The sequence below is a fragment of the Novosphingobium aeonii genome, from assembly GCF_052279045.1.
Classification (GTDB): domain Bacteria; phylum Pseudomonadota; class Alphaproteobacteria; order Sphingomonadales; family Sphingomonadaceae; genus Novosphingobium.
The window spans coordinates 1,461,437-1,485,332 of record NZ_CP176833.1 but is presented as its reverse complement, the minus strand read 5'-3'; the positions used below and the strand labels follow the sequence as shown (position 1 = coordinate 1,485,332).

Here is a 23,896-nt window from a genome sequence, read left to right as displayed (position 1 = left end):
GGATGCGCATAGCGATTGGTGAAACATGCTGACTGATCTCGATAATCTCCCACAGGAAATTCGACCCGATCTCCAGCTCGTACTAGGCCGTAGACTCATAAGCTCGCAGCCATAGCCGCATTGAGGCAAGTTGAACCATGGCGAGGAAGTTGGCGGCGAGCTTGTCGTAACGGGTGGCGACGCGGCGGAAGTGCTTCAGCTTGGAGAAGAACCGCTCGATCAGGTTCCGTTCGCGGTAGAGCCACGTGCTGAAGTACGGTTTTGACCGCCGGTTGGCCTTGGGCGGAATATTGGCGAACGCACCCCTCTCGCGGAGAGATGCTCGGATGCGATCGGCATCATAGGCCTTGTCCGCCAGCACGATTGTTCCGAGATCAATATGATCGAGCAGTGCGTCAGCGGCTTGACCGTCATGGCTTTGCCCTGCGGTCAGGCTCAGCCGGATCGGGAGCCCTTGCCCATCAACGACCGCATGGATTTTGGTCGTGAGCCCGCCTCGGGAACGACCGAGACAATGATCTCGATCCCCCTTTTTGCCGTCGCGGCCTGCTGATGGGCGCGAACGGAAGTGCTGTCGATCATCTGGATATCGCCATCATGCGCGGCGGTGATGGCATCCATCATCCGGTCCCACACTCCGGCCTTCCGCCATCGCACGAACCGATTGTAGCAGGTAGTGCGCGGGCCATATCGCTCGGGCAGGTCGCGCCATGGTGCGCCGGAGCGCAAAACCCAGAAGATCCCGTTCAGCACGCGGCGGTCATCTACGCGCGGAACGCCTCGCGGCTTGTTGGGCAGCAGCGGCTCGATCACGCGCCACTCGAAGTCAGTTAGGTCGTATCGGCTCATGCCGACGCTGAATCAGCCTTGGGCATGAGATGCAATCAGATAGCGGTCAGCACCGGATCGTGCCAAAAATGTCCATATGAAGCCAAAGGCGAGCCTATACCTGCGGATGCGCCGTTTCGTGGATCACGATCAGTCCACGCGAATGCGACCGGCCACACCATTCCTCGGCATTTTGCCGATCGCACTTGCTGGGATGGTACAATCACGGTTGAGCGATACTGCGGCGATGTGGGCATGGATCATTGCTGTCACGATCGGCGGGGCCTGGACGGCCTTCGCTTGGTGGCGGGGCTATCGGCTTTTCAAGGCGTTCGGCCTACGCGGTGATCGTCAATTTGACGAGCGCGACAAGTTTGCTCTGGCACCTGAATACCACGGCAGCGAAAGTGCGACGAGGGCCAAGCAAAAGCGGAGGATCGGACGGCAGCGCGAGCGCTAATCGTCACACGCCCACGCTGCCGTTTATGAGTTTACGACCTAGAATTTCTCTTTTTCGAACTCGCGAACTCGCGAACTCGCTGGTCCTATCCACTGATCTGCCCCCTTCTGAGTGGCCCAAAATCTGTTTTAGATTTGGCCACGAAGGAGGACTTGAATGGCGAGGAAGCACAAGCCGGAAGAGATCATCGGCAAGCTGCGTGAAGCGGAGATCGTGCTGGCGCAGGGCGGAACGGTGGCGGATGCGTGTCGCCGGATCGGCGTCACCGAGCAGAGCTACTACCGCTGGCGCAAGGAGTATGGCGGCCTGAAGATGGACCAGGCTCGGCGCATGAAAGAGCTTGAGAAGGAAAACGCTCGGTTGCGGCGGGCGGTGTCAGATCTGACGCTGGACAAGTTGATCCTACAGGAGGCCTCGCGGGGAAACTTCTGAGCCCCGCGCGCCGCAGGCGCTGTATCGATCATATCCGGGGCATGATGCCGGTGTCCGAGCGGCGGGTCTGCCGCGTGCTCGGGCAACATCGATCGACGCAGCGCAAAACGCCGCGTGGGGCGGATGACGAAGCAGCCCTGACCGAGGATATCATCGCGCTTGCCCGGCAGTATGGCCGCTATGGCTATCGCCGGGTGACGGCCTTGCTGCGCGATGCCGGTTGGCATGTGAACCGCAAACGGGTGGAGCGCATCTGGCGCCGTGAAGGGCTCAAGGTGCCGCAGAAGCAACCGAAGCGTGGAAGGCTCTGGCTCAACGACGGATCATGTATCCGCCTGCGACCGGAATATCCGGGCCATGTGTGGTCTTACGACTTCGTCGAGGGACGCACACATGATGGCCGCAAGTTCCGCATCCTGTCGATCATCGACGAGGCCAGCCGCGAGTGCCTCGCCTTACCCATCGCGCGACGGCTGCGCAGCGAGGACGTGCTGGCGACTCTCGCCGAGTTGTTCGTCACACGGGGGCCGCCGGCGCACATACGGTCAGACAATGGCCCTGAATTTATCGCCAATGCCGTGCAGCAATGGCTGGCGAAGATCGGCGTGAAAACGCTCTACATTACACCCGGCAGCCCATGGGAAAATGGCTACTGTGAGTCCTTCAACGGCTCGATGCGTGATGAGCTCTTGAACGGGGAGATCTTCTACACCTTGGCCGAGGCGAAGATCCTGATCGAGGCCTGGCGGCGGCACTACAACACCGTCAGGCCTCATAGTTCGCTGGGGTATCGACCGCCGGCCCCGGAGACGGCGACGGCGCCATGGCTGCCCTCCGGTTCCGCTACGCTGCACCTACGGCCAGCCATGGCGCCGGAGGCAATCTTACACTAACAAACAACCCGGACCACTCGGTGGGGGCCGGTCAGAAACGACAGGGACGCATTTTGAAAGTCATCCTGTTCGGCGCCTATGCACGCGGTACTGGAACGCGGGAGTTACCGGGCGGGCGTACGCCAAAGTACTCGATCCTTGTGGTGGTTAGCGATGACCGGCTTGCGCAAAAATCCGACTTTCCATTGCATGCAGAAGATCGACTCATGCGTGAACATGCCATCACGCGGCAACTTGCCGTACCGATCAGCCTGTCGATCCGCGGTATCAAGTCGGTCCACCGCGATCTGTCGCACGGTAAATCGTTTGTGTGTGGGGCGGTGGCTGACGGCACAGTACTCTACGAACTACCAGGTCATCCCCTGTCATTGCCAATGGTGCCGGACCACGCTGCCGTGCTTCAGGAGCGCCGCGCGGATTTCGATTACTGGTTCTCCAGCGCGAGCGAATTCCTGGAGTTTGCCCAGATTTCGCTCGCCCGCAAGTGGCTCAATCGGGCGGTCTTCCAATTTCATCAGGCGACGGAGGTCCTGTACCACACCGTACTGTATATGCTGACGGGAGACAGTCCGCGATCGCAAAACGTTACCTGGCTTCGTGACCGAAGCGAGAACATCGTGCCTGCGTTGGCGAGGGCGTGGCCTAGCGAAACGAAGTCGGAAAAACGCTGCTTCAAGCGGCTGCACGACTCCTACGTGAAGTCGCGATACGATCGCCAATATCGGATCTCTGAAGACGAGCTGGCTTGGATTGCGGGGCGTGTAGATTACCTGCATTCCGAAGTTCAGGCATTGTCTTGCGACCGATTGGGAGTAGATTTTATGGTGCGCGGCGAGACCTAAGTATCCCTGATATAGCTCTTCAGACTGGACCTTGGATGCATTTGTACCGGCGTCCCGCTAATATCTGAATGGCGCTAGAAATGTTGCAGAGAGCATTCGAATGAATTTTTTTGGGCCGACAGAGGAATGTCGCGTTTGGAGAAGTGAAAGTGAGATAGCTGCCGGTCGCTAAAAGGCAGGGCAGAATGTGCGATAAAGCTTCGCTCAGAGTATAACGCTATCAAATTAGTGCTTGAGCGTGGTCACATTGCTGAATGTTATGCTCTTGGCGCTGTCAAAAGTGTCGCTGTACCCACGCAGTTGCGATTCATTCGCAACATCGATAGGGCGCATTTCGCCATGTCGAGCAACTCCGCCTTGCTATCCCGTCTGCTGACCACCGAGCGCGCCGCCCTGGTGCGCTGGCTGGCGAGGATGGTGGGCAGCGTCGCGGCAGCAGAGGATGTCGCGCAGAACCTATATTTGCGCGTGCAGAGCGTGAAAGACGATCCGCCGATCATCAACAAGCGCTCCTTCCTGTTCCGCCTCGCCTCGAACCTGGCGCTGGATCATCTACGCGCCGCGCGGCGACAGGCAGCCCTGTTTGTCGAGGAAGCCGATGGTCACGGCGTCCCTTCGCCGGATCCCAATGCTGAAACGCGCCTGCTCGATCAGGAAAAAGTTCGCCAGATTGCTGCGGTAGTCGATACGATGCCGCTCCGCTGCCGACAGGTCTTCGTGCTGGTCAAGATCGACGAATTGAGCGTCTCGGAAGCAGCGGAGCGGTTGTCGATCAGCCAGGACATGGTGCGCAAGCATATCCGTCATGCCCTGGTGCTGTGCCATCGGGCTTTGTCGGACGCGGCCGAAGCATGAGCGATCCTGCGATGACACCCTATCGTTTTGCTTGCGCCGAACGTCATGGGATGAAAGCGGAATGCAGATTGGCGGCAATTTCGCATGGGAAATGACTGTATGCCGCGTGATACCGAGGCGCCTTTGCCGAATTCGCTTGCCGATGAAGCGGCCTATTGGGTTTCCGCCGATTTCGACGGCGAACTGCCTGCCAAAAAGCGAGCCGAGCGCGATGCCTGGCTGGCCCGAGATCCAGAACACGCGCGCGCCTATGCGCGGATGCAGGACCTCTGGATGCAGATGGGCGCCGTGCCCGAGACTCCGGCGCTGCGCGCATCCCTGCCGCAAGAGCCCGTTCGCAAGACCCGAAGGCTCGCTCGGCCAGGGGCACGCGTGCGGCGGCGCTGGGCAATTTCCGCGATCGCCGCAAGCCTCATTTTTGCGTTGGTCTGGTCGGCGCAGGGCTGGATGACGATGCTCCAGGCTGACGCGATGACCGGAACCGGCGAGAGGCGCACGATGCGACTTGCCGATGGTTCCACGATGCAGTTGGGGACACACAGCGCAGTGGCTTTCGAATTTGCAGGCAACCGCCGCGTGGTCCGGCTACTGACCGGCGAGGCTGCATTCACCGTGGCACCCGATCCATCGCGCCCGTTCCGCGTGCAGGCGGGCGCGGGATCGACGACGGCGCTCGGCACCCGTTTCCTCGTCCGGCGCGACGGCGCCGAAACGCGTGTAACCGTCACCGAACACAAGGTGCGCATTCGCTATCCGGCCGAGGACGGCACCTCTGCCGTCCTGCACGAAGGCAAGAGCCTTTCCTATGGGCCCGCAGCAGGGATCGGCCCTGCATTCACGGTCAACCCGGACGATGCCATGGCGTGGACCGAAGGAGCGCTGGTGTTCAAGGATGCGCCGCTCAGCGAGGTCGTCGCCGAGATCGGGCGCTACCATCGAGGCTATCTGGGGGTAGTCGGTGCGGCGCGTGACTTGCGCGTCAGCGGGGTGTTCCACATCGACGATCCGGTTGCGGCCATCGCTCAACTCCGCAGCTCTCTGGGGCTGCGTTCGGCCCAGCTCACTGACCGCATGATCTTGATTTTCAGCTGATTTTCCGGTCAGGCGAAAAAATTTTCAACCTGAGCTCTCGTTTCGCAAACCATGATCGTCATAGATGCAAGGCGTTCGCATTAGCAATAACGCCTCGAGTTCAACGACGTTCGGGGATTATCCAGAGTGAAGATTTCGACAAAGGCGCGCGGCGGGCAGCGCGCGAGCGGCAGGCTGATGGCCGCCGTACTCCTTGCCGGTACGACGATGGGGCTTTCGGCCGGGATCGCCGCTCCGGCGCTGGCGCAAGAAGCCCGGAGCTACGATATTCCCGCCGGCGCGCTGGCCGATGTTCTCAACAGCTATGCCCGGCAGGCCGGTGTCGAACTGGCCTATCGCGCCGAATTGACAGCGGGCGTTTCAAGTCCCGGTCTCAAGGGCAGCTTTGCCCCGGCGGAAGGCCTTTCGCGCATTCTTGCCGGTAGCGGGGTGACCTTCCGCCAGACCGGGCCGCGCGCCTTCACGCTGGAGGCTGCACCTCGAACCGCGGATGGCACCATCCAGCTTGGGCCGGTGCAGGTTCAGGGCAGTGATGGCGGAAACGGCGGCAGCCTGGCTGGACTGACCAGCGATCCTGCCGTGAGCGAGGGAACCCGTTCCTACACCGTACGCAGCACCTCGACCGCCACCAAGCTGGCTCTCTCCCCGCGGGAGACGCCCCAGTCGGTCTCGGTCGTCACGCGCCAGAAGATGGACGACCAGAACGTTCAGTCGCTCGACGATATTGCCCGCACCACGACGGGGATTACCTATACCAAGCTCGGGACCGACCGCTCGACCTATTACGCGCGCGGATCGGAGATCACCGATATCCAGTTCGACGGAATTCCGAGCAACATTTCCGAGAACTACTCGATGGACGTGATGTCCACCGCGAACATGGCGATCTACGACCGGGTCGAGGTGGTGCGCGGTGCCAACGGACTGTTGCAAGGCACCGGCAATCCTTCCGCAGCGATCAATCTCGTGCGCAAGCGGGCGACGCGCGACTTTCAACTGGGTGTCGAGGCAGGCATTGGATCATGGTCCAACTATCGCGGGCAGGTGGACGTTTCCGGGCCGATCACCAAGGGCGGCGACGTGCGCGCGCGCGCCGTGGCTTTCTACAACAACGCGGGCAGTTACCGTGACGGCGCCAGCAGGGACAATCGCCTGCTGTACCTGACGGCGGAAGCCGATCTTACCCCCGGCACGTTGCTGCGCGTCGGCGGCACCGCGCAGCGCGATTACAACCACGGCTACGACTGGGGCGGGCTCAACACCGACGTCAGCGGTGCGTTCTACGATCTGCCGCGTTCGGCCTCGCTGGCGGGCAAGTGGGCCTATCTCAAGCGCCGCAACTATTCGGCCTTCGGCGAACTGCAACAGCAGATCGGCAGCGACTGGAAGATCGTGGTCGCCCCCAGCGCGATCTGGTCGGACGCGGACTTTCGCTCGTCCTATCCGGCACGTTCCTCTGGCGACATCTACCGGCTGGTGGTCTCCGACGTGGACTACCGGGACCGGCAGGTGGGGCTCGACGTCTATGCCACCGGCCATTACCGGCTGCTGGGCGGCGAGCATCAGCTAGTCCTTGGCGGCAGCCTGCGGCGCGACAAGTTCGATTTCACGATCCACACCGCATCCAATACGCCGACCGTCGACATCACCGACTATGACTATGCGTCGATCACAGCCCCGGTGCTCAACACCGCCAGCACTTATTACAATTACAACCGCAAGGAAGGCGGCCTTTACGGTTCGACCCGTCTGGCTCTGGCCGATGGGCTTCATGCCATTCTCGGCGCACGCCTGAGCTGGTCGAGCTACACCGTCCTGAGCCCTTACGTGAACGACGAATACAGCTCGAAAGCCCGGTTCCTGCCCTACGCCGGGGTTGTCTACGATCTCGACAACCACCATTCGCTCTACGTCAGCTACACGGAAGTCTACAAGACGCAGAGCTACTACAGCGCGGGCAATACGCTGCTTGATCCGATCCAGGGACAGAACTACGAAGCCGGGGTAAAGGGCGAATACTTCGACGGGCGCCTGAATGCATCGTTGGCGGTGTTCCAATCCAGCCTGCTCAACATGCCCGAGGCCACGACGGCGGACAAGACGTGCGGCGTCACCGGTACGTCCACCTGCTACGTCGAAGGCGGGCGCGTACGCAACCGCGGCTTTGAAGTCGAGGTTTCCGGCTCTCCGCTGCCGGACTGGAACGCGACGCTTGGCTTCACCTATAGCGATCCCGAATATGTCGCAGGCGTCAACAAGGGGACGGACTACAACACCCGCATTCCGCGCAAGCTGTTCAAGTTCTCGACCGACTACCGCCTGCCGGGCAGCTTCAACCGCATGCGGCTGGGCGGCGACCTTTATGTCCAGAGCAAGATGTATACCCAGACCGCAAGCTATACGATCAAGCAGGGCGGTTACGCGCTGGTTGGACTGCACGCGCGCTATGATGTCAGTGAAGCGGTCGAACTGGGTCTCAACGTCAACAATCTGCTGGACAAGACCTACTACCAGTCGATCCCGACCTCGAACAACTTCGGCGGATTGTTCTACGGCGATCCGCGCAGCGTGATGGCAACGGTGCGCGGACGTTTCTAAGTGCCATCCAACAAGCCGATTATACTGTCACCCTCCTCGGACAGCCCTGCGCTACCCGAGGAGTGTGACCCTGCGCGAGATGACACTGTCGGCTGGCGATTTGCGAGCGATTCAAGAACCTTTCGCTACGCGGACCAAACGGATTCGCTGACCACGCGTCTGGTCGGATTGGGCGGGACAAGCGCGATCGGCCTGGCCATTCTTGCTGGGCTGTTCCTGACCTGGCAGACTTATACGGCCATGCCGCCGCCTGCGACGCTGACGGCGTTCAATGTCGCACGCCCGGCTGCTCCGCCCGAACCCGTTCGCGAAGTGCCGCCAGGGCCGGAGCAGGTGAAGAAGGACAAGCCCGTCCCGAAGCCTCAAGTACCCGAGATCGAAGCGCCGAAGATCGTCATTCCGACCGCCAATGTCGTGGCAGCAACGCCGCCTGCCAAACTCGTGCCGCCCGATCCCGGCCCTCCGGTGAAGGATACTACGGCGCCAGCCAGCAAGCCCGTGCCGCCCGCCCCGCAAGTTTCGAGCGGCAGGCCGACATGGCAGGGCCTCGTCCTCGGCGCCCTCGACAAGGTGAAGCGCTATCCGCGAGACGCCCATTTCGCACGGCAGCAGGGCGTTCCGTACATCCGCTTCGCCATGGACCGGCAGGGCAAGGTACTGTCGGTCAGGTTGGAGCGCTCGTCAGGTGTCCGCTCGCTGGACAACGAGGCTTTGGCGCTTCCGAAGCGGGCGCAGCCGCTGCCCAAGCCGCCAGAGGATGTGAAGGGCGAAGCTATAGAACTGGTCGTGCCAGTTGAGTTCCTCATAACCTGACGGGGACCATTGCATGACCGTATCGACGCTCCCGATCCACCGCCGCACCCGCGCCGGCGCGGGCTGGCATTGAAGTCATGCCTCCCGGCAGTTCTTATGTCAGTCAGAACGGATTGATGTTGCTTTGCTGGATCGCGGAAGCTCAGAGAGGAGCAGGGTCAGTTTCGTCTTGGACAATCGCTGTCTGACCGCCGTCGTTGGGCGTTGCGTACTAGCGTTGGATGCGCCCCCTGCGCGAGTCTCAACTGACACTGTATTTTTCCCGCTTTCCGAAAGTCTGGCTACGACTGGTTTCAGGAGATGGCCCTGTCTTGCGGTATGACCGACTTGGGCGCGTTGCTGCCGTCTTGGTTTATCAGGGCCAGAGCGCCGTTCCAGCGAGCAGATGCCTGCGCGGCCATGGCGCTGTTCGCCTTGCGTCATTGCCCGGTTCCCGAGGTGACGCCTCAGATAAGCACGAGCCGTGGGAAGCCGGCAGCCTTTGCTTGCTGCATGATCCGAGGCTCGATTTCGGCGCCAGCCGTGTTGAGAATGGCGGCGAGCGCAATGTAGGCCCCGATGACGAAGACCAGTTCGATGACCTGCTGCGTTGTGAAATGCTCCACGAGTTGGGCGAGCGTCTGTGGCGCTATGCCACCCTCCGCGTAGATCTCGTCGGTGGCGCGTATCAGCAGGATTTCCAGGCCGGACCATTGGTCATCGGCATCGTCGTTCTGCAGCGCATCGAGATTCGCCTTGGTCAAGCCGGCGCGCGCTGCCGAAAGCGTGTGATGGATCCATTCGTAATCGGAGGCCCGCCGCCACGCGACGCGCGAGATCGCGATTTCCCTATACCACGCACAAAGTACGAAGCCTTCCGCGACCTTGGCGTTGAAGCGGAGCCAGGGATCAGCGAGCCCCGGTGCGCCAAGAGCAGGATCGAGTTGAAGTCCGAATCCGTGGTGGTCGAACCGGGCGGAAGCATGAGCGGAAATAGCGCCTCGACTTCCGGCGTCCACTGCTCTTCCGGCAAGTTCGATATCCGCTGGCCGTTCTGAAGTGCGCTGGCGCTCATCATTCCGGAAGGCCTTCGACGATGACGACGCGCCACTCGGCTGCATTTTTCCGGAAGGCTAGCGCCTCCTGGTAGGCAGGGCTTGCGTACCAGGCCCTTGCCTTTTCGATTGAGGGGAACTGCAGCATGACGACGCCGTCGGGATTGTCGCCTTCCAGTGCCTGAGAGGTGCCGTAGACCACCAGAGGACGGATTCCGAATTGCTGCTGGAAGGCTGCCGCGCTCTCCCGATTGCGCCGGGAGTATTCCGCGATCGCAGTCTCGTCCCGCACAGGGCTTTCGCGATAGACAATGATATAGGCAGGCATCGGTAGGGTCTCCCGTGTTCAGGCGATGGGTTCTTCACCGACAAGGGTCGTCCGGCTGAGCAGGCGGCCACTGTCGGCCGAATAGGCCTCGACGCGGTGCATCACGCCGGTATTGTCCCAAATGATCAGGTCACCCGATGTCCATTCGTGGCGATAGACGAATTGCGGCTGGGTGGCCCATGCCTGCATGTCATCGATGATCCTGCGGCCTTCCTCCTCGCTCATCCCGTCGATGCGGCCAGCGGTGAGGCCCAGCAGCAAGGACTTGCGCCCCGATCGATGCGTCCAGACCATCGGATGAACCTGTTCAGGGTGCTCGCGCCAGCGAGCCAGTTGCGCCTCGCTCGGATCGGGATGCATCGCGCGCTGGATGTATTCCTGCGAGTGGACCACGCGCAGGCTGTCCGCCTCTGCCTTTCGATCTGCCGGGAGATCGTCATAGGCGGCGTAAGTGTTGGCGAATTCGGTCTGGCCGCCGATTCTGGACAATACGCGCGCGGTCAGCAGCGAAGCCCGTGTTGGCACCATGTCCTGAGCACCGTCGACATGCCAGTGGACAGTGGCATGGAGGTAATCGGCGGTGTCATTCAGCGCGGGATCGAGCGAAATCTTGTAGATGCCCTTCATGCCCTGGTCGATCACCTCGCCGAGGGTCCGGGCGAAAGCGAGTTGCTCGTCATCGGTCAGGTTCAGTTCGCGAAACAGCAGAACCCCGCGCTGTTCCAGCAGTTCCCGTATATCCTCGCCCAGGCCCCCTTGGAGCAGATCCTGCTTGCTGGCCTTGATCTCCGTGCCGATGCGCGGGGTCAGGTCTGCGGTTTCGAATTTCATCATCTCTCTCCGATTGCGGTCTAACGGCAGCTCGATCACCCGCCTGCGCGTCAGACGAATTGCGCGAGGGCATCCGTTGAAAAGGGAACCATTTCGTCAAACCGGCCGGTCTGTGCCTTGTGGGCCCAGTCGGGATTGGTGATCAGCGCGCGGCCGATCGCGATCATGTCGAACTCGTCACGCTCCATGCGTTCGACCAGACTGTCGATGCTTGCAGGCTCAGAATGCTGGCCCTTGAATACCTGAAGGAAATCGCCGTCCAGCCCAACCGATCCGACGCTTATCGTCAGTGCACCGGTCAGCTTCTTCGCCCATCCTGCGAAGTTGAGGCCCTGCGCGCCGTCCGCTTCCGGAAACTCGGGCTCCCAGAACCGGCGCTGCGAACAGTGCAGCACATCCACACCGGCTTCGACCAGCGGTACGAGCCAGTCCGCCATCGCTTCGAGGGTCTGTGTCAGGCGTGCGCTGTAGTCCTGCTGCTTCCACTGGCTGACGCGCAGGATCAGCGGGTAATCGGGCCCGACCTCGGCGCGGATCGTGGCAATGATCTCAGCCGCGAAGCGCGACCGCTCCTTCAGTGTGGGGCCGCCATAGCGGTCATCGCGCAGATTGGTACCTGCCCAGAAGAACTGGTCGACCAGGTAACCATGGGCGCCATGGACTTCCACGCAATCGAAGCCGAGACGCTTGGCATCCGCTGCCGCCCGGGCAAAGGCGGTGACGGTATCGGCAATGGCTTCCTCGCTCATGGTGTCGCCGCGTGCCTGATCCGGTGCGATAAGGCCCGAAGGGCTTTCCACCGTGAAGTCAGGTTCCCAATCCATACTGCTGCTCCGGACCGCGCCAGTGTGCCAGATCTGCGGCGCTATCGCACCGCCGGCACCATGGACCGCGCCGACGACATCACCCCATCCTTCCAGATCGTCGCCGTAGAACCTGGGCACATTGGGCTCGTTCCGAGAGGCCGGCCGGTCCACCACGACGCCTTCGGTCACGACTAGCCCCACGCCGCCTTCAGCGCGCTTGCGATAATAGTTGGCATGCGCAGCGCCGACAGCTCCATCGATGGCGAAACCGCGCGTCATCGGCGCCATGACAATGCGGTTTTTCAGGGTCATCGACCCGATGCGCAGGGGGCGGAAAAGAACGTCGGCATTGCAGGCCATGGGGCGTGATCCAGTGTTGCGGCAAGATGGCCGCTTCCTGGCCGATGCCCTCGGCCGGTATCAATCCCGGATTGTTCAACCCCTTAACTATCCCCCCGCGTGACCGGCAGAAAATCACGGTCCATCATCGTGTGCAACTGTGCGATGATCCGCTCCAGTGCGTCGCGATCGCCCTGCGGCAACTGCCGATAGTGATGCACGAACCGTCCGGCATGCTCGAGGTCGCTGCCGATGCAGCGCACCTTCTCGGCCCCTTTGCTGGTATGCAGCAACATCTTCGTGCGACGATCGGCGGCCGCTTCCGTGCAAGTCAGCAGCCCCCGCTCCGCCAGCCTGGCGACCCGACCCGACAGCGCAGCGTTCGTGACGTTGAGAGCGATGGCGAGATCGGTTGCCCGCATCGGCACTGGATCGTTCATCATCAGGGCGCTGAGCAGGTGGAAGTCGGCAATGCTCAGGCCATGTTGCCCGCTTATCTGGTTGAGGTCGATCCCCATGAGCTGGCCCACCTTGAACAAGTGCCAGATCGCGCCGAAGTGGCTCACATCAAGCCCCAGATCGGCAAAATAGGCCTTCCCGGCTGCAACCTGATCGACAGGGCGCACCGACTTTGTAGGGCGATTGGTCATCGCCGGATCAAGCCGCCATTAGCCCCATCTGGCAAGCATGATTTCGTCATCTCGGCATAGCGCCCAAGCATCACCTCATTTGCTCGGATCAGACACTGGGCAGCGTTGAAAAATGGGGTGGCGTCAACTCGATGGCGCGCAAAGCTCCAGCTGGTCTGAGCCCGTGGATTTCCTCCAGATTTGAGTAGAGTCCTGCCCTTGGATTCGGATGGCTATGAAGCGGAGCAGGTTCAGCGAGGAACAGATCATCGCGGTGTTGAAGGAGCAGGAGGCCGGAATGGCGGCCTGGATGTCTCCGAAGCCCGGCGGCTGCGTTCGCTGGAAGAGGAGAACGCTCGGCTGAAGCGTCTTCTGTCTGATGCGATGCAGGATAACGCCATGCTCAAGGAGATCAGCCTGAAAAAGTTCTGACGCCTGGAGCGAAGCGTCAGGCGGTGGGTCATCTCCAGGAGGTTTCCGAGGTGAGCCGGCGCAGGGCTTGCGAGACTCTGGGCGTAGATCGAACGAGCGTGCGCTACGACAGCCGCCGACCGGACGATGCTGCGGCACGGGCACGCATCCGCGAGTTGGCCGGGCTGCCTCGCCGGTTTGGCTATAGCCGCTTGCACTGGCTGCTGTGCCGAGAAGGATGGACAATGAACCACAAGAAGTTTCGGCGGCTGTATCGAGAGGAACGCCTACAGGTGCGCCGGCGCGGTGGCCGCAAGAGGGCCTTAGGCACGCGAGCATCCATGACGATGCCACAGGGCCAAACCAGCGCTGGAGCCTCGACTTCGTATCTGACACCCAGAAGGTCATGAGGTTCGGCTGATCCCGCCAATCTACGTGAAGCCTTTCGTGAAGCGGCAGAAGAACGACGCTGCAGACGCGGCGGCCATTGCCGAAGCCGCTGTACGCCCGAACCTGCATTTCGTTGCGGTCAAAAGCGCGGAACATCAGGCGAGGGCTGTGGCCTATCGCACCCATCAATGTTTTGTGAGCCAGCGAACGCAGACTATCAACGCGCTACGAGGACACTTGGCCGAGTTCGGCCTGGTGTTCCCCCAAGGGATTCCTCATCTGAAGGAAATCCGCGCAGCCATGGACGACGAGGATGTCGACGTGCCTTCCAGTATCCGGGAGATCGCAGGCCTCTACCTCGAGCATATCGACACCCTGTCCGAATGGGTCAAATCGGCATTCGCAAACTTCTCGTCGTCGGTGCGATGAGCAGGACACGATGGATCGCGCGCAAAGGCATTCTCCCCGACAACTGGCTGGGCCGCATGATGGCTCGCCGGCCCAGGATGGTGTTCGCCGTAGCACTGGCAAACAAAATGGCGCGGACAATCTGGGCGATGATGACCCGCGAGGAAGACTACCGTTTGGCGTGATGGCGTAACTGCCATAGCGCTCGGGGCCTCGGTCCCGACAAGGAGATCGACTGATACTATGCGGCAAGGACTTCAATGTTCACGATACGGCTAACCAGTCACAGTGCCAGAGCAAACCAAGCTCGCTGAACCGATGTGGCCCGGATCGTTCGAACTGCATAACGGCCCTTGGCGTCAGCAAGCCACATCGGAGGCCTGACACACGACTGATGAAGCGCTCTGCCGAGCAAAGTCAGAAAATTACCTTGCAATCTCGGAGGCATCCACGCGCGCGGGCGCCAGCGTTCCGTCAGCGTGGATGGCAAGTATTCTGGAATACCGGAAGGTCTCGAACCAGTCCCTGTATCTCTCGGAACGGTCCCGGCAATTTCAGCTTGCGAATGACGTATGCCGCAGTTTCACCCTTGTCGGCCGGATTGATCCAATGCCTGAATGAGGGCGTCCTCTACCCGTTGGTCGTCAGACTGCGCCACGTTGAAACGCATGAACGGCGCCGCAGACTGCGATACGCTGAATACGTTGCCCGGGGCCAGCACTATGCCAGCCTCCAGACAGTGCCGGGCGATATCCGCAGAATCAAGGTCTCCAGGCAGCCGGCACCATAGATAGAAGCCACCTCGCGGCATGAGCCATGGCACGATTCCCAGCTTCGCCAAACGTGCGGCGGTGCGGTCCCGCGCCTGTGCCAATCGCTGTCGGAGTTCGGCCATATGCTTTCGGTAGCTTCCACCCGCCAGCACATCGGCGATCAACTCTGTTGCCACCGGACTGGGCCCGCCGAAGCTCGTCGCAACCTGAAGATCAATCAACCCCTCGATCCAGTCGCGACGCGCAGCGATATAGCCGCAGCGCACGGATGCGGAGAGTGTCTTGGAGAAGCTTCCTATGCGGATGACCCGGTCGAGCCCGTCCAGAACGGCAAGACGCGGCGACGGCGATGGTTCGAAATCGGCGAAGATATCGTCTTCCACGATCGTGAGGTTATGGGCTTCGGCAGCGCTCAGCAGTCGGTGCGCCGACTGGTGGGAAATACTGGCCCCGGTTGGATTGTGGAGCGCGGAGTTGGTAATATAGAGCCTTGGCGTATGTGCAATCAGCGCCGCCTCGAATGCCGCTATGTCGGGACCGGTGGGCGTGTATGGAATGCCGACCAGCTTCACACGGTGAGCGCGGAGCAGCGCCTGGAAATTGAAATAGCCGGGGTCGTCGACCAGCACTGTGTCGCCGGGATGCAGCAGATAGCGGCAGATCAGATCAATGGCCTGCGTGCCGGATCCGGTCAGCAGAACCTGGTCAGCGCTCGCTTCTATTCCCTCTTCGGCGAAACGACCGAGAAGCAGACGGCGCAGCGCCGGGGAACCACGCGCGCTGCCATATTCGGTCAGCAGCGCATCCTCGCCGCGTGCCAGCGATCGCAACGCCTTGCGGAGTGCTGCATTGGGCATCCAGTCCGTTGGAAGCCATCCGCAGCCCGGCTTGACCATGGAAGTATCGGCGTCGAGCGATTGGCGGGAAATCCAGAATGGGTCAACGGCCCGGTCGCGGCGTGGCCCCATCTCGCTGACCGACATCGGTGGGATACTGCCTCCCGTCACGTAAAAGCCTGAGCCTCGACGCGCGGTGATAACCCCCTCGGCCGCCAATCGGTCATAGGCCTCGACCACGGTGGATGGAGACGCGGACATCGTCTCGGCAAACCCGCGGACAGAGGGCAGCCGATCCCCGGGGCCGATCGCGCGGCTTGCGATCTTCGCACGGATTGCATCCATGAGTGCTTCGGTTCGGGTTCCGCGACGCAGCCGGACCATTATCATGCCCTTTTGATTGTACGGTAGTTTTTGGACATACAGTTACCGAGTTTTGTATGGAATTGTCCCTGCCTTGGCCAGACCTTTCCGGATAGTCCGATCGCGAAAGCGAGGAATCATGGAACGGACTACAGCCGGTTGGGGCAGCGGCATCCTGGGCGTCATCATCTTCAGCGGGTCTCTGCCGGCGACGCGTCTCGCCGTCGCGGATTTCACGCCCCTGTTCGTGACATCGGGACGTGCCGTCATCGCGGCGCTGCTCGGCGCTGTCTTCCTCATGGCACTCCGGCAGGAGCGGCCTGCGCGCTCCGACCTGCTGCCCCTCGCCATCGTCTCGATCGGCGTGGTCCTCGGCTTTCCGCTTCTGACCGGTCTTGCCCTCCAGCACATCACGGCTGCGCATTCGGTGGTTTTCGTGGGGCTGCTTCCACTGTCCACGGCCATCTTCGGCGTACTGCGCGGTGGCGAACGCCCGAAACCCGCCTTCTGGTTTTTCTCGACGATCGGAGCTGCTTCGGTGGCCGGTTTCGCCCTGTACTACAGCGCAGGCGGTTCGCTGACCGGAGACCTGCTGATGTTAGCATCGATCGTGCTATGCGGGCTGGGCTATGCCGAAGGTGCGTCACTTTCACGGCGCCTTGGGGGATGGCAGGTCATAAGCTGGGCTTTGCTCCTCTCGTTGCCGGTCATGGCCATCATAGCTTTCGCTACCATGCCAATTAGCTTGGGCGACATTGGCTGGCGTGCCTGGTCCGGCTTCGCTTATGTCTCGGTCTTCTCGATGATGCTGGGTTTCGTGTTCTGGTATCGCGGTCTTGCCATCGGCGGCATTGCCGGCGTTGGCCAGCTTCAACTCCTACAGCCCTTCTTCGGGCTGCTCCTTGCGGGTGTTGTTCTCGGAGAGCCGGTTGCATGGACGATGATCGCGTCGACCGTCATCGTCATCCTCTGCGTCGCCGGCGCGAAGCGTTTTTCCTGATCGCCAGCTAGAATCTCCAGTCACGAGACATTGCTGTGGCCGAAGAATTCTATCGCATAGAGAGATGGGCCTGACGCCGCCACTTGCGTGGGCGGCGTCAGGCGCGGGTCAGGCGACCATGGCGATCAGGGCCTTGGCCACATCCTCGCTGCTGGCCGGGTTCTGGCCGGTGACCAGCGTGCCGTCCTGCACCACGAAGGGCGCCCAGTCAGGGCCTTTGCGGTAATCGGCGCCCTGCGCGATGAAGGTGTCCTCGATGAGAAAGGGCACCACATCGGTCAGTTCCACGGCTTCTTCCTCGCCATTGGTGAAGCCTGTAACGGTGCGGCTCTTCACGAAGGGTTCGCCGTTGACGGCCTTAACATTCTTCAAGACGCCCGGCGCATGACACACCAGACCGAGTGGCTTGCCGGCCTTGGCGAAGCTCTGGATCAGGGCGATCGAGAGTTCGCTCTCGGCCAGATCCCACAGGGGCCCATGGCCGCCGGGGTAGAACACCGTGTCGAAATCCTCTTCCTTCACCGTTTCCAGCTTCACGGTGGACGCCAGAACCGCCTGCGCTGCCGGGTCGGCCTTGAAGCGCGCGGTCAACGGCGTCTGGAAATCGGGCAGATCGCTCTTGGGATCGAGCGGGGGCTGGCCGCCGGCGGGCGAGGCGACGGTGATATCGGCCCCGGCGTCGAGGAAGGTGTAATAGGGGGCAGCGAATTCCTCCAGCCAGAAGCCGGTCTTCTTGCCCGTATCGCCCAGCGCGTCATGGCTGGTCAGGACCATAAGGATTTTCATGTGTGTTCACCTCTCTTGTCCGCCCGGCGCTTCATCGCACCGGATGCGGAAGGAATGAATGGGATGTGTTTCAGTTCTTCGGGCTCAGTATAGTTTCCAGCGCAGCCTTTTTGTCGGCGTAAGGAGCGCGCAACCGCAGTCCGCTCAGCCCTTCGACAGACTGCCGCACGGTGGGGCGGAAATGGCTGAACCGGCGGAAGCCATGCACCCCGTGGTAAGCGCCGATGCCTGAGGCTCCCACGCCGCCAAAAGGCAGGCTTTCGATGGAGGCATGCGACATGATGTCGTTGATGACCAGGGCGCCAGAGGTGACCGAGGCGGCGAAGCGTTCCTGCACGGGCTCGCGGTCGCTGAACAGGTAGGCGGCCAGCGGTCGGTCATGGGCGTTGATGCGGGCGATGGCCTGGTCCACGTCCACGGCGACGACCGGCAGCAGCGGACCGAAGATCTCCTCCTGCATCACGCGCATGTCTTCGGTCGCGTTCAGGATCAGCACGGGGGCTATCTTGCGCGTGGCGGCGTCATGCACGGGCTCTCCGACGGCGTTGAGCGGCACGATGGTCGCGCCCTTGGCTTGCGCATCGGCGATAAGGTCGAGGAGCCGGTCGAAATGACGCTGAGCGATGATCGAGGTGTACTCGTCATTGGCCTGAATGGCCGGGAAGGCGCGCGTCATGAAAGCCTTGGCCGATGCCACGAACCCCTCCACGGCATCCTGTGGCATCATCACATAATCAGGCGAGAGGCAGATCTGCCCGGCATTGAAGGTTTTGACCGTCAGGGTGCGCTCTGCCGCCGTAGCGATGTCGAAACCATCGTCCACCACCACCGGGCATTTCCCACCCAGTTCCAGCGTCACCGGCACCAGATTTTCCGCCGCGGCGCGCATCACATGGCGACCGACCGACGTGCTGCCCGTGAACACCAGATGGTCGAAGGGCAGCGATGTGAAGGCCTGCGCCACATCAGGTCCGCCGATCACCACGCCTAACTCATCGGCGTCGAACGCATCGCCAACCAGACGCGCAATCAGGTCCGAGGTGTGCGGCGTGAACTCGGAGGGCTTGATCAGAGCCGTATTGCCCGCCGCGAAGACGCCGGCCAGCGGAGCAAAGGCCAGATTGATCGGGAAGTTCCATGGGCTGACAATGCCCACCACCCCCAGCGGTTGCGGTTCGATCCATGCGGCCACGGCAGGGTCGGTGACCGGGGCGCTTTCGCGTTCCATCCACTGGTCAACATGGGCGGCGCTGTGGTGCAGCCCGGCCGCGGTGGTCGCGATATCGGTGGCCAGCGTGTGGTAGGCGGCGCGGTTGCCAAAATCGGCGCTGATGGCGCTGACCAGAGCGGCGCGGTGGTCGGTGATGAGGCGCGCGGCGCGTTGCAGGCGGTCGCGGCGCAGGGTGGGGCTGGCGGGGCCGGCGGCGAGATGCGCCTTCTTCATGGCCCGCAGGATGTTGCTCAGATCGTTGAAATGGTCGGTCATGGTGTGTCTCGCAGATTTCAGGCCAGCGTCAGGGCGACGTCGATGTTGCCGCGCACGGCGTTGGAATAGGGGCAGACCTCATGGGCAGCCTCGATGAGCCGCTGGGCGGCGGCGCGCTCCACGCCAGGCAGGTCTGCGGTCAGCGCGATCGACAGGCCAAAGCCCTGCGTCGCCAGCGGGCCGATGCCGACAGTGGCGGTCACCGTGGTTTCTGCGGGCACCTTCATGTCGAGTGATCCGGCGATGCTCTTCATCGCGGAGAGGAAGCAGGCGGAGTAGCCGGCAGCGAAGAGCTGTTCGGGGTTGTTGCCATGGCCGCGCCCGCCCAGTTCGACCGGCATGTCGAGCCAGACATTCAGAGAGCCATCCGCAGTGCGGGCGCGGCCATCCCGGCCCCCCGAGGAGGTCGCGGCGGTGGTGTAGAGTGTCTTGGTCAGCATGGGGGCTCCTTCGAAGCGCCGGGTCGTTTCCGTTGCCGCCCTTCTAGACGGAGTTGCAGGCATTGACTCACAAGGCTAGTGCAAGCAGCCATCAGAAATCTGATGGAACTTTACCCATGTCCCTTGTTCGCCTGCGCACCTTTGTCGAAGTCTACCGTTTGCGCTCTATTTCCGGCGCGGCGCGCAGCCTGGCTCTCACCCAATCCAACGTTTCGCAGCACATCGCCGGATTGGAAGTGGCATTCGGCCGCACCCTGTTCGAGCGCCGGTCGCGCGGAGTGGAGCCTACCATGGCCGCTGACGAACTCGCGCAGGACCTGGGCGACCTGCTCGACCGGGCGGAAGAGGCGATGGGCAAGGCGCGGGCACGCTCGTCCGATCTGGCCGGGGTGATCCGCATCATCGGTCATGCCGATTTTATCGCTGAAGAGATCGTGCAGCATCTGCCCTCGTTGATTGCGGCCGGGATGCGGGTGCGGCTGCAACCGGCGCATCGTGATCTGGTGCAGCAGATGTTGTTGGAGGGGCATTTCGATCTGGGGGTTTCGGCCTATCCCATCGTCGACGCTCGTCTGCACAGCGAAATCATCCGTGACGAGCCGGTTCATGCCGTAGCCGCACCGCAGGTTGCCGCCCGCATAAAGGCGGCATCATCGCTGGAAGCGGGGCTCAGGGGAGAGGTCATGGTGGCCTATAATCTGGACCGTCCACTGATCGACACGTGGCTGCGGCATCAGCGCCTGGGACATGTCGATACATCGCCGGGTTTGACGAGCCCGGATTTGCGAGTGCTACGTCAGATGTTGCAGGCCAATGTGGGCTGGTCGGTTCTGCCTGACTATATGTGCCGTGAATATATTGCCGAAGGACGTCTGGTGAAGATCGCGCCGACTTCTACGCCATTGACCAATCCCTACTCGCTGGTCTGGCTGCCTACGGCTCTACGCAATCCGCGCGTGGCGCATGCCCGCCAGACGCTATTGCGGGGGTTGCGCGGCGGATAAGCTGTGGGGTCCGATGCCGGTGGATCAAGATCTGGAACTGCGAACTGCACGACGACCCTGCCTGTGGGGTTTCCCGTCACGCGGTTCGCAAGTCTCGAACACGGTTCCTTGGGCAGGATGGCAGGTCGTCCTAGGCTGTATGCCATGTTCGATGGAACATCGCGGCGTTTATCGGCGGGGGGGCATCGATCAGCCCGGTTCCATTTCCAGCAGTGCCAACGCGCCGTCCACCAGCCTGACGATCTGCCGTTCGGTCAGTGTGGTGCGCAGCACCGCGACATGGAAGATGATGTTTCCGATCAGCGTATTGAAAGCGAAGTCGCGCACCTGTTCGTTGGTGCCGGGGCGGGCACGTTCCAGCTCGCGCAGGTAGAATGCCTGCTCGTTTGTACCGTGGCGAGCGATGGCGGCGGAGAGGTCGGCATGGTGTTCGGCACTCACCGACATCATCAGCATCGCTGGGCCGCGCGGACCGGCCATGTAAACGCATAGCGCGCGGGCGTGGGCCAGCAGGATTTCGCGCGGGCTCATCGTTTCGTCGATCTTCGGTTCGATCCGGCGCGATGTCTGACCAAGTATCGCCTCGACCAGTTCGGCCTTGTGGGCAAAGCGCCGATAGAGCGTGGAACGGCTGCAACCAGCCAGTTCCGCCACGCCTTCAAAGGTCAGCCCTTCATACCCTTTTTCGGCGAGAATCCGCCAGGTAGCCTCGGCAATGGCCACGTCCTTTTCTTCATCGCGTGGCCTTCCTCGACCGCGTGTCGGCGCTTCCGTTTCGTCCTTCATCGACAGCCCTTCTACCAAATTCAGTCTCACAAATCTGTCACATAATAACGATACACGTCCGTATCGTATTTCGGAATTGTAAATAAGGGATTCGGGTCGTGATCGGAAAATTCGCCTTGTTCTCAAGCGTTCTGGCGCTCAGCGCCGGGCATGCCCATGCCGGGGAGGTTCCTGCACAGTCCCTCCCGGCGGAAGATGGGTCCGGCGACGCCATCGTCGTCACCGCCCGCAAGGTGAAGGAAAAGATCGGGGACGTTCCGCTCGCCATCACCGCCATTGGCGCGGAGGACCTGCGCCGCAATGACCATATCCGGTTGGAGGACCTCAACCAGCTCGTCCCCAGCACCAATGTCGTCGTCACCAACGGTCACCAGACCAGCATCTCGATCCGCGGCATCGGCAACAATCCGGGCAGCGACGGGCTGGAGAACAGCGCGGGTGTCTTCATCGACGGCATCTACCTGGGCCGTCCGGGCATGGCGGCGAGCGACTTGATCGACATTGCGCAAGTCGAAGTGCTGCGCGGTCCCCAGGGAACGCTGTTCGGCAAGAATACGACCGCAGGCGCTGTCAACATCACCACCGAACTGCCGCAGTTCGATTGGGGTGGCCGAGGGGCAGTGACGAACGGGCGCTTCAACTACCAGCAGTACCAGGGCACCGTCACCGGCCCGATCAGCGACAATCTCGCTTTCCGCCTGACCGGCTATGACACCACGCGCAACGGTATCGTCAAGAACATCACCAACGGCGACAAGGTCAGCGATCTTGGGCGGCGCGGTGCGCGTTTGCAGCTTCTCTACAAACCTTCCGCCGATCTCAGCATCCGGCTGATCGGTGAATATGCGCGCGAGCAGCAAAGTTCGGGGGCGGTCACTGTGATCCCGAGCTGGGGTCTTACCCCATCCGTTATCCAGACCAAGCTGGACGCCACCGGCGCCACGCTCGCGATTGATCCGGATGGTCTTACCACCGCTGCCGCCGGCCCATACAGCACTGGCACCCGTCAGGGAGCGGGCTCCGCCGAAATCAACTGGAACTTCGGCAGTGGCTTCACGCTGACGTCGCTCACCGCCTATCGCTATTGGCAATACGACAGCGCCTCGGACACCGAAGGCAGCAGCGCCGATGTCATGTACGGCGGTTATCACATCAAGAACGACCAGTTTACGCAGGAAGTCCGTCTGGCCTTCCCGCGCATGGGCAACGTCGATGCGGTGGCGGGTATCTATTACTTCTATCAGAAGGTCGATACGACGCAGTACGTCTCCTATGGCGAGGATGCGGCGGCGTGGCTGGCGGGCATGCCCACCGCGACGATCAAGGCCTATGCTCCTTACTCGGCGGCGCTGGCGACCCTGCTGGCCTACAACGGCACGCGCTGGGATACGCATGCCGCGCCGGAAACCAACAGCATCGCCGGCTTCGGTCAGGTCAACTGGCATGTGACGCCGAACTGGAACGTGACTGGCGGCCTGCGTGTCACTTACGAAACCAAGCAGGAAGACGTGACCCGCCCGGTGCCGGTCAGCACCGCGACCGGCGATCCTGTCGCTGCGCTCGCCTCGCAGGCGGCAGGACCGATCCATGCGCGCATTTCCAACACGGCGCCTTCGTTCCTGTTCAGCACCGACTACCGCTTCAACCCTGAAGTGATGGTCTATGCGCTGGTTTCGCGCGGGCAGAAGGCGGGCGGTCTCAACACCACGCTGCCGCCTTCAGGGCTTGGCGCCGACGCGCTTAAAGTGAAGCCGGAAACGGCGACCAGTTATGAAGCCGGCATCAAGGGCGACTTCCTCAACCATGCGCTAACCGTCAACCTTGATGTGTTCCGCACCGATATCCGCAATTATCAGGCCAACGTCCTGATGGAGGTGAACGATCAGGTCGTGCAGCTTCTGACGAACGCCGGCAGTGCCCGCACGCAGGGTGTGGAAGCCGAAGCGACGTTGCGCCCGATACGGGGATTCACGCTCCATGGCTTCGTCGCCTACAATGACGCCAAGTACCGCGAGTACACCGAAGGCCCATGCCCTGTCGAAACGACCGGACAGGCGACCTGCGACCTCTCGGGCCGCCCGATTGCGGGTGCTCCGAAGTGGACGGCCGGTATCAACGGCTCCTACGAGCATGAAATCGCCTCCCGCCTCATCGGCTATGCCAGCGCCGAATTCTCCTATCGTTCTAGATACTTCGGTTCGCTTGACGATTCCGCGCTCACCCGCACTGGCGGTTACGGGCTGCTGAACCTGCGTGCGGGCGTGCGCATCGACGACAACTGGGATCTTTCGGTCTGGGGCCGCAACGTCACGGACAAGAAGTACGCCACCAATTACTTCAACTACGGCTCGGTCCTGCCGGGCACTTACGTTGCCTTCTTCGGCGATCCGGCGACTTACGGCGCGACGCTGCGCTTCTCGTTCTGACCTTTCC

The 23,896-nt window shown here is 61.8% G+C and carries 21 protein-coding genes and 2 pseudogenes; 12 read left to right on the top strand and 11 right to left on the bottom strand.

The genetic code is table 11. The annotated features are described in order from the left end of the window. Window positions 1-82 precede the first annotated feature (82 nt). Window positions 83-849 (bottom strand): IS5 family transposase gene (locus ACLIMP_RS21810; RefSeq protein WP_132470550.1). Its coding sequence is split into 2 segments (ribosomal slippage): window positions 83-537 and window positions 537-849, totalling 768 coding nucleotides; the frame shifts between segments, so codons are not numbered across the junction. A 76-nt stretch (window positions 850-925) separates the two neighbouring features. On the opposite strand from ACLIMP_RS21810, the gene ACLIMP_RS21805 reads away from it, so the two are divergent. From ACLIMP_RS21805 to ACLIMP_RS21775, 7 genes are all read left to right on the top strand, one after another. Then, complete coding sequence (locus ACLIMP_RS21805; protein WP_054434088.1) at window positions 926-1,288, top strand: hypothetical protein; 363 nt, start codon at window positions 926-928, stop codon at window positions 1,286-1,288. Window positions 1,289-1,444: 156 nt separating this feature from the next. Further along, a protein-coding gene (locus tag ACLIMP_RS21800; RefSeq protein WP_443478072.1) for an IS3 family transposase occupies window positions 1,445-2,613 on the top strand; the annotation gives its coding sequence in 2 pieces (ribosomal slippage) (window positions 1,445-1,706 and window positions 1,706-2,613; 1,170 coding nt in all). Window positions 2,614-2,666: 53 nt separating this feature from the next. Continuing rightward, the gene (locus ACLIMP_RS21795) at window positions 2,667-3,455 is read left to right on the top strand and encodes a HEPN domain-containing protein (protein ID WP_443478312.1); all 789 of its coding nucleotides are present in this window, start codon (window positions 2,667-2,669) and stop codon (window positions 3,453-3,455) included. A gap of 228 nt (window positions 3,456-3,683) precedes the next feature. Next, window positions 3,684-4,310 carry an RNA polymerase sigma factor gene (locus tag ACLIMP_RS21790; protein ID WP_231635491.1) on the top strand — a complete coding sequence of 209 codons (627 nt, stop codon included), beginning with the start codon at window positions 3,684-3,686 and terminating at the stop codon, window positions 4,308-4,310. 99 nt (window positions 4,311-4,409) lie between these two features. After that, window positions 4,410-5,402: a FecR family protein gene (locus ACLIMP_RS21785; protein WP_054434584.1), complete on the top strand. Its 993-nt coding sequence runs from the start codon at window positions 4,410-4,412 to the stop codon at window positions 5,400-5,402. 126 nt (window positions 5,403-5,528) lie between these two features. Continuing rightward, window positions 5,529-8,000, top strand: a complete 2,472-nt coding sequence (locus ACLIMP_RS21780; protein ID WP_221937324.1) for a TonB-dependent siderophore receptor — start codon at window positions 5,529-5,531, stop codon at window positions 7,998-8,000. Between the two features lie 168 nt (window positions 8,001-8,168). Then, window positions 8,169-8,813 (top strand): energy transducer TonB, encoded by a 645-nt coding sequence (locus tag ACLIMP_RS21775; RefSeq protein ID WP_231635492.1) that lies wholly within the window; start codon window positions 8,169-8,171, stop codon window positions 8,811-8,813. Between the two features lie 446 nt (window positions 8,814-9,259). Here ACLIMP_RS21775 and ACLIMP_RS21770 read toward each other — a convergent pair whose 3' ends face one another. From ACLIMP_RS21770 to ACLIMP_RS21750, 5 genes are all read right to left on the bottom strand, one after another. Then, a complete protein-coding gene (locus ACLIMP_RS21770) occupies window positions 9,260-9,811 on the bottom strand; it encodes a carboxymuconolactone decarboxylase family protein (protein ID WP_054434586.1) in 552 nt (183 codons plus the stop codon). 55 nt (window positions 9,812-9,866) lie between these two features. Beyond that, the gene (locus ACLIMP_RS21765) at window positions 9,867-10,175 is read right to left on the bottom strand and encodes a DUF1330 domain-containing protein (RefSeq protein WP_054434588.1); all 309 of its coding nucleotides are present in this window, start codon (window positions 10,173-10,175) and stop codon (window positions 9,867-9,869) included. Between the two features lie 18 nt (window positions 10,176-10,193). Further along, a complete protein-coding gene (locus ACLIMP_RS21760) occupies window positions 10,194-11,006 on the bottom strand; it encodes a TauD/TfdA dioxygenase family protein (protein ID WP_054434603.1) in 813 nt (270 codons plus the stop codon). A 50-nt stretch (window positions 11,007-11,056) separates the two neighbouring features. Then, a complete protein-coding gene (locus ACLIMP_RS21755; RefSeq protein WP_185999947.1) occupies window positions 11,057-12,172 on the bottom strand; it encodes an NADH:flavin oxidoreductase in 1,116 nt (371 codons plus the stop codon). An 83-nt stretch (window positions 12,173-12,255) separates the two neighbouring features. Beyond that, the gene (locus ACLIMP_RS21750; protein ID WP_185999946.1) at window positions 12,256-12,801 is read right to left on the bottom strand and encodes a MarR family winged helix-turn-helix transcriptional regulator; all 546 of its coding nucleotides are present in this window, start codon (window positions 12,799-12,801) and stop codon (window positions 12,256-12,258) included. Between the two features lie 214 nt (window positions 12,802-13,015). Here ACLIMP_RS21750 and ACLIMP_RS21745 point away from each other — a divergent pair. Both ACLIMP_RS21745 and ACLIMP_RS21740 read left to right on the top strand, forming a co-directional pair. Further along, window positions 13,016-13,585 (top strand): annotated as a pseudogene (locus ACLIMP_RS21745) (transposase family protein); the annotation flags it as partial. An 8-nt stretch (window positions 13,586-13,593) separates the two neighbouring features. Beyond that, window positions 13,594-13,851 (top strand): annotated as a pseudogene (locus ACLIMP_RS21740) (IS110 family transposase); the annotation flags it as partial. Window positions 13,852-14,572: 721 nt separating this feature from the next. Here ACLIMP_RS21740 and ACLIMP_RS21735 read toward each other — a convergent pair. Next, window positions 14,573-15,943: an aminotransferase-like domain-containing protein gene (locus ACLIMP_RS21735; RefSeq protein WP_443478311.1), complete on the bottom strand. Its 1,371-nt coding sequence runs from the start codon at window positions 15,941-15,943 to the stop codon at window positions 14,573-14,575. Between the two features lie 157 nt (window positions 15,944-16,100). On the opposite strand from ACLIMP_RS21735, the gene ACLIMP_RS21730 reads away from it, so the two are divergent. Then, window positions 16,101-16,961, top strand: a complete 861-nt coding sequence (locus tag ACLIMP_RS21730; protein ID WP_185999943.1) for a DMT family transporter — start codon at window positions 16,101-16,103, stop codon at window positions 16,959-16,961. A gap of 108 nt (window positions 16,962-17,069) precedes the next feature. Here ACLIMP_RS21730 and ACLIMP_RS21725 read toward each other — a convergent pair whose 3' ends face one another. From ACLIMP_RS21725 to ACLIMP_RS21715, 3 genes are all read right to left on the bottom strand, one after another. Beyond that, window positions 17,070-17,747, bottom strand: coding sequence for a type 1 glutamine amidotransferase domain-containing protein (locus tag ACLIMP_RS21725; protein ID WP_185999942.1), 678 nt, complete (start codon window positions 17,745-17,747; stop codon window positions 17,070-17,072). Between the two features lie 70 nt (window positions 17,748-17,817). Then, window positions 17,818-19,233, bottom strand: coding sequence for a coniferyl aldehyde dehydrogenase (locus ACLIMP_RS21720; RefSeq protein ID WP_443478310.1), 1,416 nt, complete (start codon window positions 19,231-19,233; stop codon window positions 17,818-17,820). Between the two features lie 17 nt (window positions 19,234-19,250). Next, on the bottom strand, window positions 19,251-19,673 hold the full coding sequence (locus ACLIMP_RS21715) for an organic hydroperoxide resistance protein (protein WP_054434600.1): 423 nt from the start codon (window positions 19,671-19,673) through the stop codon (window positions 19,251-19,253). A 116-nt stretch (window positions 19,674-19,789) separates the two neighbouring features. Between ACLIMP_RS21715 and ACLIMP_RS21710 the strand changes: the two genes are divergently transcribed. Continuing rightward, window positions 19,790-20,677, top strand: coding sequence for a LysR family transcriptional regulator (locus tag ACLIMP_RS21710; RefSeq protein WP_132469181.1), 888 nt, complete (start codon window positions 19,790-19,792; stop codon window positions 20,675-20,677). Window positions 20,678-20,866: 189 nt separating this feature from the next. Here ACLIMP_RS21710 and ACLIMP_RS21705 read toward each other — a convergent pair whose 3' ends face one another. Next, a complete protein-coding gene (locus tag ACLIMP_RS21705; RefSeq protein ID WP_185999940.1) occupies window positions 20,867-21,463 on the bottom strand; it encodes a TetR/AcrR family transcriptional regulator in 597 nt (198 codons plus the stop codon). Between the two features lie 116 nt (window positions 21,464-21,579). On the opposite strand from ACLIMP_RS21705, the gene ACLIMP_RS21700 reads away from it, so the two are divergent. Then, window positions 21,580-23,889, top strand: a complete 2,310-nt coding sequence (locus tag ACLIMP_RS21700) for a TonB-dependent receptor (protein ID WP_443478309.1) — start codon at window positions 21,580-21,582, stop codon at window positions 23,887-23,889. Window positions 23,890-23,896 lie beyond the last annotated feature (7 nt).

Excerpts from the sequence above, each read along its gene's own strand:
- ACLIMP_RS21710 (WP_132469181.1), top strand. The coding sequence starts at position 19,790 with ATGTCCCTTGTTCGCCTGCGCACCTTTGTCGAAGTCTACCGTTTGCGC.
- ACLIMP_RS21765 (WP_054434588.1), bottom strand. The coding sequence starts at position 10,175 with ATGCCTGCCTATATCATTGTCTATCGCGAAAGCCCTGTGCGGGACGAG.
- ACLIMP_RS21755 (WP_185999947.1), bottom strand. The coding sequence starts at position 12,172 with ATGGCCTGCAATGCCGACGTTCTTTTCCGCCCCCTGCGCATCGGGTCG.
- ACLIMP_RS21730 (WP_185999943.1), top strand. The coding sequence starts at position 16,101 with ATGGAACGGACTACAGCCGGTTGGGGCAGCGGCATCCTGGGCGTCATC.
- ACLIMP_RS21735 (WP_443478311.1), bottom strand. The coding sequence starts at position 15,943 with ATGGATGCAATCCGTGCGAAGATCGCAAGCCGCGCGATCGGCCCCGGG.
- ACLIMP_RS21705 (WP_185999940.1), bottom strand. The coding sequence starts at position 21,463 with ATGAAGGACGAAACGGAAGCGCCGACACGCGGTCGAGGAAGGCCACGC.
- ACLIMP_RS21805 (WP_054434088.1), top strand. The coding sequence starts at position 926 with ATGAAGCCAAAGGCGAGCCTATACCTGCGGATGCGCCGTTTCGTGGAT.
- ACLIMP_RS21725 (WP_185999942.1), bottom strand. The coding sequence starts at position 17,747 with ATGAAAATCCTTATGGTCCTGACCAGCCATGACGCGCTGGGCGATACG.
- ACLIMP_RS21785 (WP_054434584.1), top strand. The coding sequence starts at position 4,410 with ATGCCGCGTGATACCGAGGCGCCTTTGCCGAATTCGCTTGCCGATGAA.
- ACLIMP_RS21720 (WP_443478310.1), bottom strand. The coding sequence starts at position 19,233 with ATGACCGACCATTTCAACGATCTGAGCAACATCCTGCGGGCCATGAAG.
- ACLIMP_RS21760 (WP_054434603.1), bottom strand. The coding sequence starts at position 11,006 with ATGAAATTCGAAACCGCAGACCTGACCCCGCGCATCGGCACGGAGATC.
- ACLIMP_RS21750 (WP_185999946.1), bottom strand. The coding sequence starts at position 12,801 with ATGACCAATCGCCCTACAAAGTCGGTGCGCCCTGTCGATCAGGTTGCA.
- ACLIMP_RS21715 (WP_054434600.1), bottom strand. The coding sequence starts at position 19,673 with ATGCTGACCAAGACACTCTACACCACCGCCGCGACCTCCTCGGGGGGC.